We start from the raw sequence: 12,386 nt of genomic DNA on the forward strand, positions 1-12,386 counted from the left end.
GCGGTCCGGCCTTTCCCATGTCGGTCTGTGACACCCGGGATCGCCCACCTCCGAGGCGCGCAATACGATCTCACCATGTCGACAACCACTGCCACTCCGCCGTTCCGGGCCGATATCGTCGGCAGCTTCCTCCGGCCGGCCGCTCTCGCCGAGGCGCGCGCCCAGCACGCCGCGGGTGACCTGAGCGACGACGCCCTCCGCGCGGTGGAGGATGCTGCGGTCGAGGCCCTCGTGCAGCAGCAGGCCGAGAACGGACTCCAGGTCGCCACCGACGGGGAGTTCCGCCGTTCCTGGTGGCACTTCGACTTCTTCGGTCTGCTCGACGGGGTCGAGATCGTCGAACTCGACCACGGCATCCAGTTCCAGGGCGTGCAGACTCGTCCGCGCGGCATCGAGATCACGGGCCCCATCCGCTTCCCCGCCGACCACCCGTTCCTCGCCCATTTCCGAGCGCTCCGCGACGCGGCCGCCCGCACCGGCGCGACGCCGAAGTTCACGATCCCCGCGCCGACCGTGCTCGACTTCCGGCTCGAGCCCGACCACATCGATCCCGCGACCTACAGCGGGCGGGATGCGATCATCGACGACCTCGTGACGACCTATCGCGACGCGCTCGCCGCGTTCTACAACGCCGGTGCCCGCTACCTGCAATTCGACGACACCGCGTGGGCGTACCTCTGTTCCGACGCGGAACTGGCCAAGGCGCGTGAGCGCGGCATCGACACCGAGGGCATCGCCGAGCGCTACGCCACCTTGCTCAACCGCATCCTCGAGGGCAAGCCCGACGACCTGATCGTCACGACGCACGTCTGTCGTGGCAACTTCCGCTCCACCTGGATCTCCTCCGGCGGCTATGAGCCGATCGCCGAACAGCTCCTCGGCAACACCGCCTACGACGGCTACTTCCTCGAGTACGATTCCGAGCGCGCGGGCGGTTTCGAGCCGCTGCGCTTCCTCCCGGCCGGCGACAAGATCGTCGAACTCGGCCTCATCACGACCAAGAGCGGTGAACTCGAAGACGCCGACGACATCCGCCCGCGCATCGAGGAAGCATCCTCCTTCGCTCCGCTCGAACAGCTGGCACTCAGCCCGCAGTGCGGCTTCGCCTCGACCGAAGAGGGCAACACCCTCACCGAAGACGAGCAGTGGGCGAAGATCCGCTCGGTCGTCGACATCTCCCGCTCCGTCTGGGGCTGACCCCTCCCCGCGACCTCCTCGGCGCCCAGCCTGCTCCCCCGTCGCGCATGGCGGTCCGGGCCCCGCATCGCGTGCGACAGGGGAGCAGGAGTCTCAGGTCCCGGATGCTGCTGCCCGGGCGCGTGCGGTGCTCAGACCACGGGGGTGCCGTGGGTGTGGAAGGTCTCGATCGTCTTCATCCCCCAGGCCTGGCCCTTCTTGCGCTCCTCCTGCGTCCACTCCACGACCGGCTGGTCGGGGTCGAGCAGCAAGCGCGCGCCGGCGTTGGCGAACTCGATGCGGTTGCCGCCGGGCTCGTAGACGTAGAGGAAGAACGTCTGGTTGATCGCGTGCTTGTGGGGGCCGGACTCGATGTGGATGCCGTTCTCGAGAAAGATGTCGGCGGCCTTGAGGATGTCTTCTCGGGTGTCGGGGGCGAAGGCGATGTGGTGCAGGCGGTTGCCGTGCTTGGTCCAATCGTCGGAATAAACGATGTCGTACGACTTGAGCGAGAAGTGGAACCACCAGGCGGCGAACTTGCCGTCATCGTTGCGGATGCGCTCGCTCTCGCGCATGGCGAGGGCGCCCGCGAGGAACTCGCCGTTGGCCTCGACGTCTTTTGCGAGGTAGTTGATGTGGTCGAGACGGCGAGCGTTGACCCCGCGCCCTGGAAACGCCGAGGCCTGGTTCTTGAGCGCCGGCTTGTCGTCGGTCGCGACGTAGCGCTCGGTCTCGTAGTAGATGCCCATTGCGTGGCCGTCGGGGTCGCGGAACGCATAGATCGGGCCGGTGCCGACCTCGCCGTCGACCCACCCTTCGCCGAGGCCGGTCGCCTCGATCGCCGCGACCCGGCGCTCGAGAGCGGCCGGTGAGATCGCGCGGAAGGTCGTTCGCCCCACGCCCGCAGCATCCGATGGGGTGAGCTTGATCGTGTACAGCTCGTAGTCGTCCCAGGTGCGCAGGTAAACGGAGCCGTCGATCTCGGCGACGACACGCATCGCGAGGAGGTCGCGGAAGAACCAGAGGCTCTTGTCGAACTCGGGCGTCAGCAGCTCGACGCTGCCGATGTGGGCCACGTCGAAGGAAGTGGAGTCGGTCATGGTGCGGGTCCTCTCTGAGGGGCGTGCGGGTCAGCGACGCGGCCGGGCAAAGACCGTGCCGTCGAAGATCTTGCGGGCGGTGCGTACCGATGCCGACGTTGCGCGCCACGTGCCGTCCGCGTCCTGGGTGACGGTCACCGTGGTCGGCGAGCTGCCCGTCGGGTGCTCGATCACGGTCTCGCCGTTTCCCTCGGGGAGCTGGGCGAGGTCGGAGCCGACAGCGCCCGGGATGCGGAGGCCGGCGGCGACGGACGCAGCCATCAGCACCCCGATCGACGTATGTACCCGCGACGGAATGAAAGCCCGCGTGGAGATCGATCCGCCCTCGGTGGCTGGGGAGAGCAGGATCATCTTGGGCACGGTCTGTTGCGAAACGTCGCCCAGGCCCATGCGTGCTCCGGCAGCGACGCGTACGCGTTCGATCTCGGCGCGAAGATCGTCCCGCGCCTCGAGGTCTTCGGGCATCTCGTCGCCCCGCACTCCGAATTCGTCCGCGCGCAAGAGCACCACCGGCATGCCGTTGTCGATGAGGGTCACGCGGTGGCCGGCGACCTCGTCGACGACCTCGCCGCTGGGAAGGAGGCGCTTGTCACCGCCGGAGATCTCGAGATCGATACGCCCCGCCGTGCCGGGCACCCCGTCGATCGCCGTGTCGCCGTCGTAGTCGGGACGGCCGGCGGGGGTCGCGAACGTGGCCGCCGCGACGTCACCGGTGTTGACGAGGCGGATGCGCACGGTGGTGCGATCGGCGGATGCTGTGACGAGGCCGCGCTCGAGGGCGAACGGTCCGACGGCCGCGAGCAGGTTGCCACAGGTCTGCGCGGTGGAGACGACCGGCTCGTCGACGGCGACCTGGTAGAAGACGTAGTCGATATCGACGCCGGGCACGCTCGAGCGCGAAACGACGGCGACCTTGGAGGTCAGCGGGTGCGCGCCACCGAGCCCGTCGATCTGCGCGGGATCCGGGCTTCCCATCACCCTGAGCAGCAGGTCGGCGCGGTCCCTCTCTTCCGCGGGGAGGTCGGCCTCGACGAAGAACGCGCCCTTCGACGTGCCGCCGCGCATGAGCATGCAGCGGATGCCGTCAGCGTCGGCCACGGCGGTGCTCCTCCTGCGTGATGAAGCTGACGCCGAGCTGATCGAGCACCGGTCGCAGGTCGTTCAGGTCCATCGAGATCTTGCCCGCGCGGTAACGCTCGCGGTTGGCCGACTCCTTGGCCACCCGGGCGCGGGCAGCATCCAAGGTCTCCGCCGCACGCTCACGCGGCACGATCGTCACCCCGTCATCGTCGGCGACCACCACATCGCCGGGGCGCACCTCGACCTCGTCGAGCAGGACGGGGATGTTCACTGAGCCGGCGGTGTCTTTCACGGTGCCCTGCGCGCTGACGTGCGCCGTCCAGACCGGGAAGCCCATCTCGCGCAGCTCAGCCGTGTCGCGCACGCCGCCCGAGGTCACGTAGGCCCGCACCCCGCGGGTCTGCATCTGGGTCGCCATCAGGTCGCCGATGAAGCCGAAGGCCGAATCGGTGATGGGGACCACGACGATCACGTCGCCGTCACGGGCCTGCTCGATCGCGGCGTGCACCATGAGGTTGTCGCCCGGGGCGACGCGCACCGTGATAGCGGTTCCGGCGATCCGTGCGCCCTGCTGGATCGGCTTGATGCGCGCTCCGGCATATCCCGTTCGGCCCATCGCCTCGTGCACCGTCGCAGAACCGAACTCGGCCAATGCTGCCGTCGTGGCAGCATCCGCTCTCTCGATGTCGGTGACGATGACCCCGGTCATTCGAGCAGTCCCGTGACCTGCGGCAGGTAGCGCATGTACGCCTCGCCCCGAGTGTCGTGGGCGAGTCCGAGGTTGGGGCCCGCGTTGCGCTTGACCTGCACGCCACGGCGAACGGCGAGGTCGGTGTAGTACGACCACATGTGCTTCTGGGCGGCGAGGCATTCCATCGCCGCGCGCTTGCGGGGGAACGCCTCGGTGATGTCGAGCAGCACGTTGGGTTTGAAGTCGCTCTGCTCGGGCTGGTGCGGTTCGAAGAAGAAGACGGGGGGTGCGCCGATGATCTCGTCGGCGGTCGGGAACGAGCCGTCGGCATTCGCGACGCCGATCGCCTGCGCCAGCACGCGGGCTTCGAGGGCCATGCGCGCCGCGGCGGGGTGATCGCCGTTGTACGGGTCGGTGAGCGGGTGGGTCAGCACCACCGTGGGCTGCACCTGCCGGTAGATGTCGATGAGGGCAGCGATCGCCTCGGGGGACTCGCGCAGGGGGTAATCGCCGAGGTCGAGGAAGATGATGTCGGCGCCGAGTGCGGATGCTGCCGCCTCGGCCTCGCCGCGGCGGATGGCCTTGATCTCCTCGAGGCTCTTGCCCTCCAGCCACTGGCTGGCCGATTCGCCGCGCTCGCCATAACTGAGGCAGACGACCGTCGCGCGCTCGCCGCGCTGAGTGGCCGCGGCGATGGCCCCGCCGGCGCGCCACACGAAGTCGCCGGCATGCGCGCTGACCACAAGTAGGGACGGACTCCGGTGTGCCATGGCAGTCAGCGAATCACACCTTCGACGAAATGGTCAACATTTTGTTTACAATTCGCGCGGGGCCAACCACTATGGACGAAGGCATACTGCCGCCCTTCGATGGCGGCTGACAGACGAGGAAGTCGAGGAGAGCCATGGCGAGCAACCTGCAGGAGCTGCTGGATGAGAAGGGGAGCATCGTCGAGATGCTGCGCGACTCCCAGCTCGGCACGTACATCTACCCGGTCGTACCGGCGGAGTTCACGAACTGGCGCCGCGAGCAGAAGGCGTGGCGCGAGACGGCCGTGCTCTACGACCAGACCCACCACATGGTCAACTTTTTCGTCTCCGGTCCCGATGCGCTGAAGCTGTTGAGCGACACCGGCATCAACTCGTTCGCGAACTTCCCGGTCAACACCGCGAAGCAGTTCGTGCCGACAGCATCCAATGGCGGTGTGATCGGCGACGGCATCCTCTTCCACGAGGCGGAGGGCGAGTACGTCTACGTGGGCCGTGCCCCGGCTGCGAACTGGTTGCAGTTCCACGCCGAGACCGGTGGCTACGACGTCGAGGTGCGCTACGACGACCGCTCGCCCTCGCGCCCCTACGGCCAGGCCGTGCACCGCGAGTACTACCGCTTCCAGATCCAGGGCCCGAACGCCTGGGCGATCATCGAGAAGCTCAACGGCGGCACGCTCGAGAAGGTCAAGTTCTTCCACATGGGCGAGATGACCATCGCGGGGGAGAAGGTGCGCACCCTGCGCCACGGCATGGCCGGGGCTCCCGGGCTCGAGCTGTGGGGACCCTACGAGCAGCACGGGAAGATCCGCGAGGCCGTGCTCGAAGCCGGGCGCGAGTTCGGTATCGAGCCGTGCGGTTCGCGCGCCTACTCCTCGAACACGCTCGAGTCGGGGTGGATCCCCTCGCCCCTGCCGGCGATCTACACCGGCGAGGCCGAGCGGGCCTACCGCGAGTGGCTGCCCGCGAACAGCTACGAGGCGATCAACGCGCTCGCCGGATCGTTCGTGTCCGACAACATCGAGGACTACTACCTCACCCCGTGGGAGCTGGGCTACGGGTCGTTCGTCAAGTTCGACCACGACTTCATCGGCCGTGAGGCGCTCGAGAAGCTCGACCCGACCTCGCAGCGGAAGAAAGTGACGCTGGCGTGGAACGACGAGGATCTCGCGAAGATCCTGACCAGCGTGCTCGACCGGGAGGGTGTGGGCTACCAGTTCTTCGACCTGCCGAACGCGAACTACGGCTCATCCAACTACGACGCCGTGCTCGACGCCGACGGCAACACCGTGGGGCTCTCGCTGTTCACCGGCATTACTGCGAACGAGAAGCGTGGCCTGTCGCTCGCCACGGTCGACCAGGACGTTCCGATCGGCGCCGAGGTGCGCGTGGTCTGGGGCGAGCCCGACGGCGGCTCTGCGAAGACCACGGTCGAGCCGCACGACCAGATCTCCGTGCGCGCGATCGTCAGCCCGGTTCCCTACGCCGAAACCGCACGCCAGGAGTACCAGGGCGGCTGGCGCACCGCCGGCGCAGCGGTGTAGCTCGGGGGTCGGGCGGGCCCTTGCCCGCCCTCGCGAGAATTGGCTGGTGGGACCGCGGGCGAGCCCTGCCCGGTGGGTCCCGCCCCGCGAGAATCGGCCGGGCGGCCGAGAATCGGTGCGACGCGCTGAGTTTCGGCCGCCCGACCGATTGTGAAGGGATGCGTCGGCGTCCTTGCGCCCGCGGCGTATCGGGCCCGGGCATAGGGCGATTTGTTCCGCTCGAAATTGGTTTGTGAAAGTTTTCCCCGACCCCTCTCCGGAGGGTTCCCATGTCGGACCCCCCGCGTAGATTCGTAGGTATGGACGAACAGATCGCATCGGTGGTCGCGGCGTTGAACGCTGTGGCCGGGGTGGCGGGCGGTCGTTCTGTGGAGGCGTTGGCGCCGGGTGAGTTGATGGCCGTGAACGAGGGTTTGGGGCGGGCACGGCGGTTGCTGGATGCGACGTACACTTCGGTTGCGGCGGAGATCAACCGGCAGTCCCGGCCCGAGCTGGGGAAGGACTCCTTCGCGAAGAAGCAGGGGTACCGCACCCCGGCGACGTTGATCTCCGCGACCACCGGCACCAGTGTGGGAGAAGCGGTGCGGATCGTCGCGGTAGGGGATGCGACCGCGCCGCGAGTGTCGTTGACGGGAGAGGTGCGGCCCGCGAAACACCAGCAGGTCCGTGAGGCTCTGGTGGCGGGGCGGATCGGGATGCCGGCGGCGACGGCGATCATCACGATGCTTGACCGCGTCGCCCTTCGCGCCGACGCGGCCTCCCTGGCGAACATGGAGCGGCAGTTGGCGGAAGCAGCGCCCGGCCTGACATTGGAGCAGCTGCAGAAGCTCATCCAACGCGCGGAGGCGCACCTCGACCCTGACGGGGTGGAGCCGCGGGAGGCGGAGCTGCGCGGGGACCGGTCACTCACGATCCGGGAGGAACGCTCCGGCATGATCGTGCTCACCGGGAGGTTCGATCCCGAGACCGCGGCGCCGATCAAGACCGCGATCGAGGGGATGGTCGCGGGCATGCTGCACCGCCGCGACGCCGGCAACACGCCGGGTCTTGCCCCTGGTGACGCGGATGGCGGGCTGGACGCGGGTGGCGGGGACGGCGCCGGTGGTACTCAGGTGGTGGAAGACGTTCGGTCGGTGAAGCAGATACAGGCTGACGCGCTCTCGGCTCTGTGCCGGCACGGGGTCAGCTGTGATCAGGTGCCCACCGGCGTGACGACGACGATCGTCGTTCGGATGAGCCTGGAAGACCTGGAGAAGCGGGCGGGGTGGGCCACGATCGACGGGATCAACCAGCCCGTATCCGCCGCAACGGTGCGGCGGATGGCGTCCGACGCGCAAGTCATCCCCTGCGTCCTCGGTGGGGACAGCGAGATCCTCGATTGGGGGAGAGCGAAACGGTTGTTCACCCCGGCACAGAAACTCGCCAGCGCCGAACGCGACGGCGGATGCGGAGGGTGCGGGCTACCACCGGGAATGACGTCGGTGCATCACATCGACTGGTGGGTGCGAGACCACGGCTCCACCGACCTGTCCAACGCGATGCTGCTGTGCACCTCGTGTCACCATCGGATTCACGACGACGGGTGGGACATCCGCATCGAGGGCACCGGAGTGAACGCGAAAGTGTGGTTCATCCCACCACCCTGGCTCGACCCGGACCGCACCCCGCGCCTCGGCGGAAAAGCCCGCTTCGACCTCGCCGCCTGACCCTGTGGCCCCGGCGTCGATGCGTACCCGCCCAGACCCACCTGCCCAGACCCACCTGCCCAGACCCACCTGCCCAGACCCACCTGCCCAGACCCACCTGCCCAGACCCACCTGCCCAGACCCACCTGCCCAGACCCACCTGCCCAGACCCGCCTAGACCCGCCCAGACGCACCGCGCACCGCGCACGCGGGATCAGGGAGCGGGTGCGTCGCCGTGGATGACTTGGAATCGCCCCGACGATCCACGGATGGCCCGCGCCACCGTCTCGAAGAGCCAGTCGAGCGCGGCCGTGTGCTGGGTCGTCGAACGGCGGTAGAGGCAGACGTCGACGGTGGGCATCTCGAACGGCAGTTCGCGCACGACGAGCGGCCACGTCTTCGCCCACCCCTCGGCGATCGTGTCGGGCATGGTGGCGACGAGATCGCTGCTCGCCGCGATGAGAGGCGGCAGCGCAGCCAGGTGGTTCGAAGCGACGCGCGGCTCGATCGCGATGCCGGCACGCCGCAGCGCGAGGTCGACCGCCGGCGCCCCCGAGTCGCTCGCGACGACCACGTGGTTCGCGGCTGCGTAGGTATCGAGGTCCAACACCCCCGAGGCGAGCGGATGCTGCGACGACATCACGACGCCGTACCCCTGCGACTTGAGCACCACCTTCTCGAACGATCCCGGAACGCTCGAGGGTGTGACCGCGAGGTCGACCGTGCCGCGCGCGAGCCATTCCGGCAGGGCCCGGGCATTCATCGGCACCACCTCGATCCGCATCCCCGGCGCCTTCGACCGGACAGCGCGCACGATCGCGGGCAGCCAACCGATCTCGCCGAGCTCGGACAGTGCGATGCGGAAGGTGCGGTCGGATGCTGCCGGCTCGAAGCCGTGAACGCTGTCGAGCGTGCGATCGATCGCCGCGATCGCGTCGCGGAAGCCCGGCGTGACGCTCTCGGCCAACGGAGTGGGCACCATTGCCCGACCCACGCGGTGGAAGAGCGGGTCATCGAGCTCGCGACGGAGTCGTGCGAGCGACTGACTGACGGCGGGCTGGGTCACGTACAGACGGGCGGCGGCCGCGGTGAGGCTTCGCGTCTCGGCGATGGCGAGGAACACCCGCACCAGGTTCAGGTCCACCGCGCGTGCCTAAGGAGTCGTGCGTGGCTCATAAGCATCCATTATCCGCATCCCCGTCATTCATGCGTCGCGCTGTCTAGCATTGCTCTCGCGAGACCAGTCGAACAAGGGAGTTCACGATGACCGAATCAGCTGCCGAGGCGATCGCCCGAGCCGGTAACCCCGTGGAGTTGCTGCGCAACGCGCAGTCGCCACCGACGATCTTCCCGGTCACTCCGGAGTTCAGCAACTGGCGGTCCGAGCAGCTCGCCTGGCGAAAGAGTGTCGCGCTGCTGGATCAGTCCCACCACATGACCGACCTCTTCATCTCGGGCCCCGATGCCCTCCGGCTCTTGAGCGAGACCGGGGTCAACAGCTTCGCGAACTTCCCCGTCGACGCCGCCAAGCAGTTCGTGGCCGTCAACCACGAGGGGTATCTGATCGGGGATGCGATCCTCTTCCACCTCGCCGATGATCTGTACGACCTCGTCGGGTGGCACATGGTGCTCGACTGGGTGCAGTTCATCGGCGAGACCGGTGCCTACGACGTCTCGTTCGAGCGCGACGCGAACTCCCTCATGCGCGAGCCGGGACTCGATCCGACCTTCTACCGCTACGAGCTGCAGGGTCCGCACGCGCTGGCGCTGATGGAGAAGCTCACCGCTGCCCCGGTGCCGCCGACGAAGTTCTTCGGCATGGCGACCTTCACGATCGCCGGGACCGAGGTGCGCTCCCTGCGCCACGGCATGGCCGGGCAACCCGGGTTCGAGCTCTTCGGCCCGTGGGCCGACGGGCAGCGGGTGCGGGAGGCCATCGTCTCGGCGGGCGAGGAGTTCGATCTGGTGCTGGTGGGGTCGCGGGCCTACTCCTCGGCGAACCTCGAATCGGCGTGGGTGCCGTCACCGCTGCCGGCGGTGTTCACCGGCGAGCGGACGGCCGAATACCTCCAGTGGCTTCCGGCAGCGCGCCTCGGCTCGCTCGCGGGGAGCGTCGTGCACGACGACATCGAGCACTACTACCTCACCCCGTACGACCTGGGGTACGGGCGCAGCGTCGCCTTCGACCACGACTTCATCGGCCGAGCGGCGCTGGAGGAACACGCGGCAGCAGAGCAGCGGGTCAAGGTGACCCTGGTCTGGGATCCCGAAGACGTCGCCGCAGCACAGCGAACCCTCTACGAGGAGGGCGTACCCGCCAAGTACCTCGAGTTCCCGAAGGCGCGCTACGGCGTCTACCAGGTGGACCGCGTGAGCGTCGACGGTGTCGAGGTCGGCATCTCGCACGACTGCGGATACATCACGAACGAGCAGGCGTTCGTGTCGCTCGCGAGCGTGGCGAAGGCTTACGCCGAGCCGGGCACGCGGGTGGTCGTGACGTGGGGCGAGGAGCCGAACACGCTCAAGCCCGCGGTGGAGCCGCACCGCCAGGTCGAGATCCGAGCGACGGTCGCGCCCGCGCCGTTCTCCCGCTTCGCGCGCGAGAACTACCGCAAGAGCTGATCCGGGCCGAGGCCGTCGGCGCGGATGCGCTCGAACCACGCGAGGGTGCCGCGGGTCATGTGGGCGGGCTGCCCGCTCGATTCCAGCGCGTCGAGCACGTCGCGCACCTCGTGCTCGCGCCGCTCGGCGTGCAGGTACGTGCCCGCCACGAAGCGTTCCAGCAACGCGGGTCCCTCGGGGCCCAGCTCGGACGCCATCTGCGCGCGTACCCACTCCTCGGCCCCGGCGGCGCGCCCCGCACCGAGGGTCTCGATCGCCAGGGTCGCGAGCCCTTTCGTGAAGACGCTGCGCAGCAGTTTGAGTCGCGCTGCAGCGCCGGCCTCCCCGTCGATCACCTCGACGGGCGCGCCGAGGGGCCCGAGCGCTGCGGCGAGGCGCGCGGCTCCCGGTCCGCTCGCGAGCAACGGGGTCGCGATGCCCGCGCGCGGCACCGGGGCGAGCACCGCGACGTCGGCGACCTCGATGCCGAAGCCGGCGGCGCGCTCGGCGACACGGGCCTTCAGTTCGGGGGACGCGGTGTTGAAGTCGGCATAGAGGGCGGATGCTGCGAGGAAGGGCAGCACGTCTTCGGCCACCTGCTCGGCCGATGCGGCGCCGACGAGGCTGACGACGACCTCGGCCCCCGTGACCGCGTCCTGGGGGCTGGCGGACTCTTCTACGCCGGCCTGCGGCCGGGGGCGCAGGTCGTAACCCCGCACCTCGGCGCCGGCGTCGCGAAACCCGCGCGCGTAGATGCGCCCCGCCTCGCCCAGCCCGATCACCGCGAGGCGCGTCATCGGACGCTCCGTTCGGGTTCCGCGCCTGCGGCGGCGCGGGATCGCCGGGCGTCGAGGGTCGCGATGTACTCCCACGATCGCGCCGACACCCCGGCATCGGGCCGCGGACCGTGCACGGCCGCGTTGTCGTCGTTCTCCGAGGCGTACGCGTCGCGCAGCGATCGGCTCACCCCGGCAGCGGCGATGCGCAGCACCTCCACGATCGGCGCGGCAGAGGAATCGTCGTTCGGCACCACCGCGCCCATCGCCGCGTACACCGGGCCGTCGGGGCCCCGCACGGGCACGGCGATTCCGCGGGATTCGAGGTGGATGTGTCCCGGCGCGATCGCGAGGTCGTCGGCGCGGATGCGTCGCAGCGCCGAGCGCAGACCCGCTGCCGTCGTGATGGTTCGGGAGGTGTACGCGCGCAGGCCCTGCGCGATGGTCTCCTCCACGACACTGTCGGGGGCATGTGCCAAGAGCACCAGCCCGATCGAGGAGGCGTGCAGCGGGATGCGACCGCCGATCAGGGTCGCGTTGACCACAGCATCCTTCGTCGACATCCTCTCGAGGAACAGCACGTCGGTTCCCGACCTCACCCCCAGTTGCAGGTGTTGGCGGATGCGAGCGTGCGCGGCGCTCAACCACGGTCGGGCGACTTCGCGCAGGCCGAGCGCCCCCGGGGTGCGGGAGGCGTACTCCCACAGCCGCACCCCGAGGCGGTACGTGCGATCCGGCATGCGCTCGAGCATCCCCTCCTGCACGAGCTCGCCGACGAGGCGATGCGTCGTGGAGAGGGGGAGGCCGGCGGCCTGAGCGAGCTCGCCGAGCGTCTGGAACGGCCGGAGGGCGTCGAAGGCATCGAGCACCCGCAGGAGCCGGTGCAATGCCGATTCACCGGCAGATCTGCGCGCCATCGCGTCCTCCTCACCGCGACCTTACACAGGCGGCGGCGGCGCCGATGGG

General features: G+C 69.0%; 11 protein-coding genes. 4 read left to right on the top strand and 7 right to left on the bottom strand.

Translation table 11 applies throughout. From position 1 onward, the window contains the following. The first annotated feature begins 75 nt into the window (after nucleotides 1-75). Nucleotides 76-1,197: a 5-methyltetrahydropteroyltriglutamate--homocysteine S-methyltransferase gene (locus ACFXP5_RS10925; RefSeq protein ID WP_394544629.1), complete on the top strand. Its 1,122-nt coding sequence runs from the start codon at nucleotides 76-78 to the stop codon at nucleotides 1,195-1,197. A 131-nt stretch (nucleotides 1,198-1,328) separates the two neighbouring features. Here the strand turns inward: ACFXP5_RS10925 and ACFXP5_RS10930 are convergent, their stop codons facing one another. The 4 genes from ACFXP5_RS10930 to ACFXP5_RS10945 are packed head-to-tail and all read right to left on the bottom strand — an operon-like array spanning nucleotide 1,329 to nucleotide 4,817. Continuing rightward, the gene (locus ACFXP5_RS10930; RefSeq protein WP_394544630.1) at nucleotides 1,329-2,276 is read right to left on the bottom strand and encodes a VOC family protein; all 948 of its coding nucleotides are present in this window, start codon (nucleotides 2,274-2,276) and stop codon (nucleotides 1,329-1,331) included. 30 nt (nucleotides 2,277-2,306) lie between these two features. Further along, nucleotides 2,307-3,374: a 4-oxalomesaconate tautomerase gene (locus tag ACFXP5_RS10935; RefSeq protein ID WP_394544631.1), complete on the bottom strand. Its 1,068-nt coding sequence runs from the start codon at nucleotides 3,372-3,374 to the stop codon at nucleotides 2,307-2,309. Beyond that, nucleotides 3,361-4,065 carry a 4-carboxy-4-hydroxy-2-oxoadipate aldolase/oxaloacetate decarboxylase gene (locus ACFXP5_RS10940; protein WP_394544632.1) on the bottom strand — a complete coding sequence of 235 codons (705 nt, stop codon included), beginning with the start codon at nucleotides 4,063-4,065 and terminating at the stop codon, nucleotides 3,361-3,363. Before ACFXP5_RS10940 ends, ACFXP5_RS10935 begins: the two co-directional genes overlap by 14 nt. Beyond that, complete coding sequence (locus ACFXP5_RS10945; protein ID WP_394544633.1) at nucleotides 4,062-4,817, bottom strand: PIG-L deacetylase family protein; 756 nt, start codon at nucleotides 4,815-4,817, stop codon at nucleotides 4,062-4,064. The genes ACFXP5_RS10940 and ACFXP5_RS10945 overlap by 4 nt, the downstream gene beginning before the upstream one ends. A gap of 134 nt (nucleotides 4,818-4,951) precedes the next feature. Between ACFXP5_RS10945 and ligM the strand changes: the two genes are divergently transcribed. Together ligM and ACFXP5_RS10955 are read left to right on the top strand one after the other, a co-directional pair. Beyond that, a complete protein-coding gene (ligM, locus tag ACFXP5_RS10950; RefSeq protein WP_394544634.1) occupies nucleotides 4,952-6,358 on the top strand; it encodes a vanillate/3-O-methylgallate O-demethylase in 1,407 nt (468 codons plus the stop codon). Nucleotides 6,359-6,657: 299 nt separating this feature from the next. Continuing rightward, nucleotides 6,658-8,064, top strand: coding sequence for an HNH endonuclease (locus ACFXP5_RS10955; RefSeq protein WP_394544635.1), 1,407 nt, complete (start codon nucleotides 6,658-6,660; stop codon nucleotides 8,062-8,064). 193 nt (nucleotides 8,065-8,257) lie between these two features. On the opposite strand, the gene ACFXP5_RS10960 is transcribed toward ACFXP5_RS10955, so the two are convergent. Further along, entirely contained in the window at nucleotides 8,258-9,187 is a 930-nt protein-coding gene (locus tag ACFXP5_RS10960; RefSeq protein WP_394544636.1) for a LysR family transcriptional regulator, read from the bottom strand. Nucleotides 9,188-9,306: 119 nt separating this feature from the next. Between ACFXP5_RS10960 and ACFXP5_RS10965 the strand changes: the two genes are divergently transcribed. After that, nucleotides 9,307-10,665 (top strand): aminomethyl transferase family protein, encoded by a 1,359-nt coding sequence (locus tag ACFXP5_RS10965; protein ID WP_394544637.1) that lies wholly within the window; start codon nucleotides 9,307-9,309, stop codon nucleotides 10,663-10,665. Here the strand turns inward: ACFXP5_RS10965 and ACFXP5_RS10970 are convergent. Further along, complete coding sequence (locus ACFXP5_RS10970; RefSeq protein WP_394544638.1) at nucleotides 10,650-11,441, bottom strand: NAD(P)-binding domain-containing protein; 792 nt, start codon at nucleotides 11,439-11,441, stop codon at nucleotides 10,650-10,652. The genes ACFXP5_RS10965 and ACFXP5_RS10970 overlap by 16 nt on opposite strands. Continuing rightward, nucleotides 11,438-12,337 carry an IclR family transcriptional regulator gene (locus ACFXP5_RS10975; protein ID WP_394528576.1) on the bottom strand — a complete coding sequence of 300 codons (900 nt, stop codon included), beginning with the start codon at nucleotides 12,335-12,337 and terminating at the stop codon, nucleotides 11,438-11,440. Before ACFXP5_RS10975 ends, ACFXP5_RS10970 begins: the two co-directional genes overlap by 4 nt. Between the last annotated feature and the right edge of the window lie 49 nt (nucleotides 12,338-12,386).

Origin of the sequence: Microbacterium hanjuni (assembly GCF_043556395.1) — a bacterium.
Classification (GTDB): Bacteria; Actinomycetota; Actinomycetes; order Actinomycetales; family Microbacteriaceae; genus Microbacterium.

Excerpts from the sequence above, each read along its gene's own strand:
- ACFXP5_RS10925 (WP_394544629.1), top strand. The coding sequence starts at position 76 with ATGTCGACAACCACTGCCACTCCGCCGTTCCGGGCCGATATCGTCGGC.
- ACFXP5_RS10930 (WP_394544630.1), bottom strand. The coding sequence starts at position 2,276 with ATGACCGACTCCACTTCCTTCGACGTGGCCCACATCGGCAGCGTCGAG.
- ACFXP5_RS10940 (WP_394544632.1), bottom strand. The coding sequence starts at position 4,065 with ATGACCGGGGTCATCGTCACCGACATCGAGAGAGCGGATGCTGCCACG.
- ACFXP5_RS10945 (WP_394544633.1), bottom strand. The coding sequence starts at position 4,817 with ATGGCACACCGGAGTCCGTCCCTACTTGTGGTCAGCGCGCATGCCGGC.
- ligM (WP_394544634.1), top strand. The coding sequence starts at position 4,952 with ATGGCGAGCAACCTGCAGGAGCTGCTGGATGAGAAGGGGAGCATCGTC.
- ACFXP5_RS10955 (WP_394544635.1), top strand. The coding sequence starts at position 6,658 with ATGGACGAACAGATCGCATCGGTGGTCGCGGCGTTGAACGCTGTGGCC.
- ACFXP5_RS10965 (WP_394544637.1), top strand. The coding sequence starts at position 9,307 with ATGACCGAATCAGCTGCCGAGGCGATCGCCCGAGCCGGTAACCCCGTG.
- ACFXP5_RS10970 (WP_394544638.1), bottom strand. The coding sequence starts at position 11,441 with ATGACGCGCCTCGCGGTGATCGGGCTGGGCGAGGCGGGGCGCATCTAC.
- ACFXP5_RS10975 (WP_394528576.1), bottom strand. The coding sequence starts at position 12,337 with ATGGCGCGCAGATCTGCCGGTGAATCGGCATTGCACCGGCTCCTGCGG.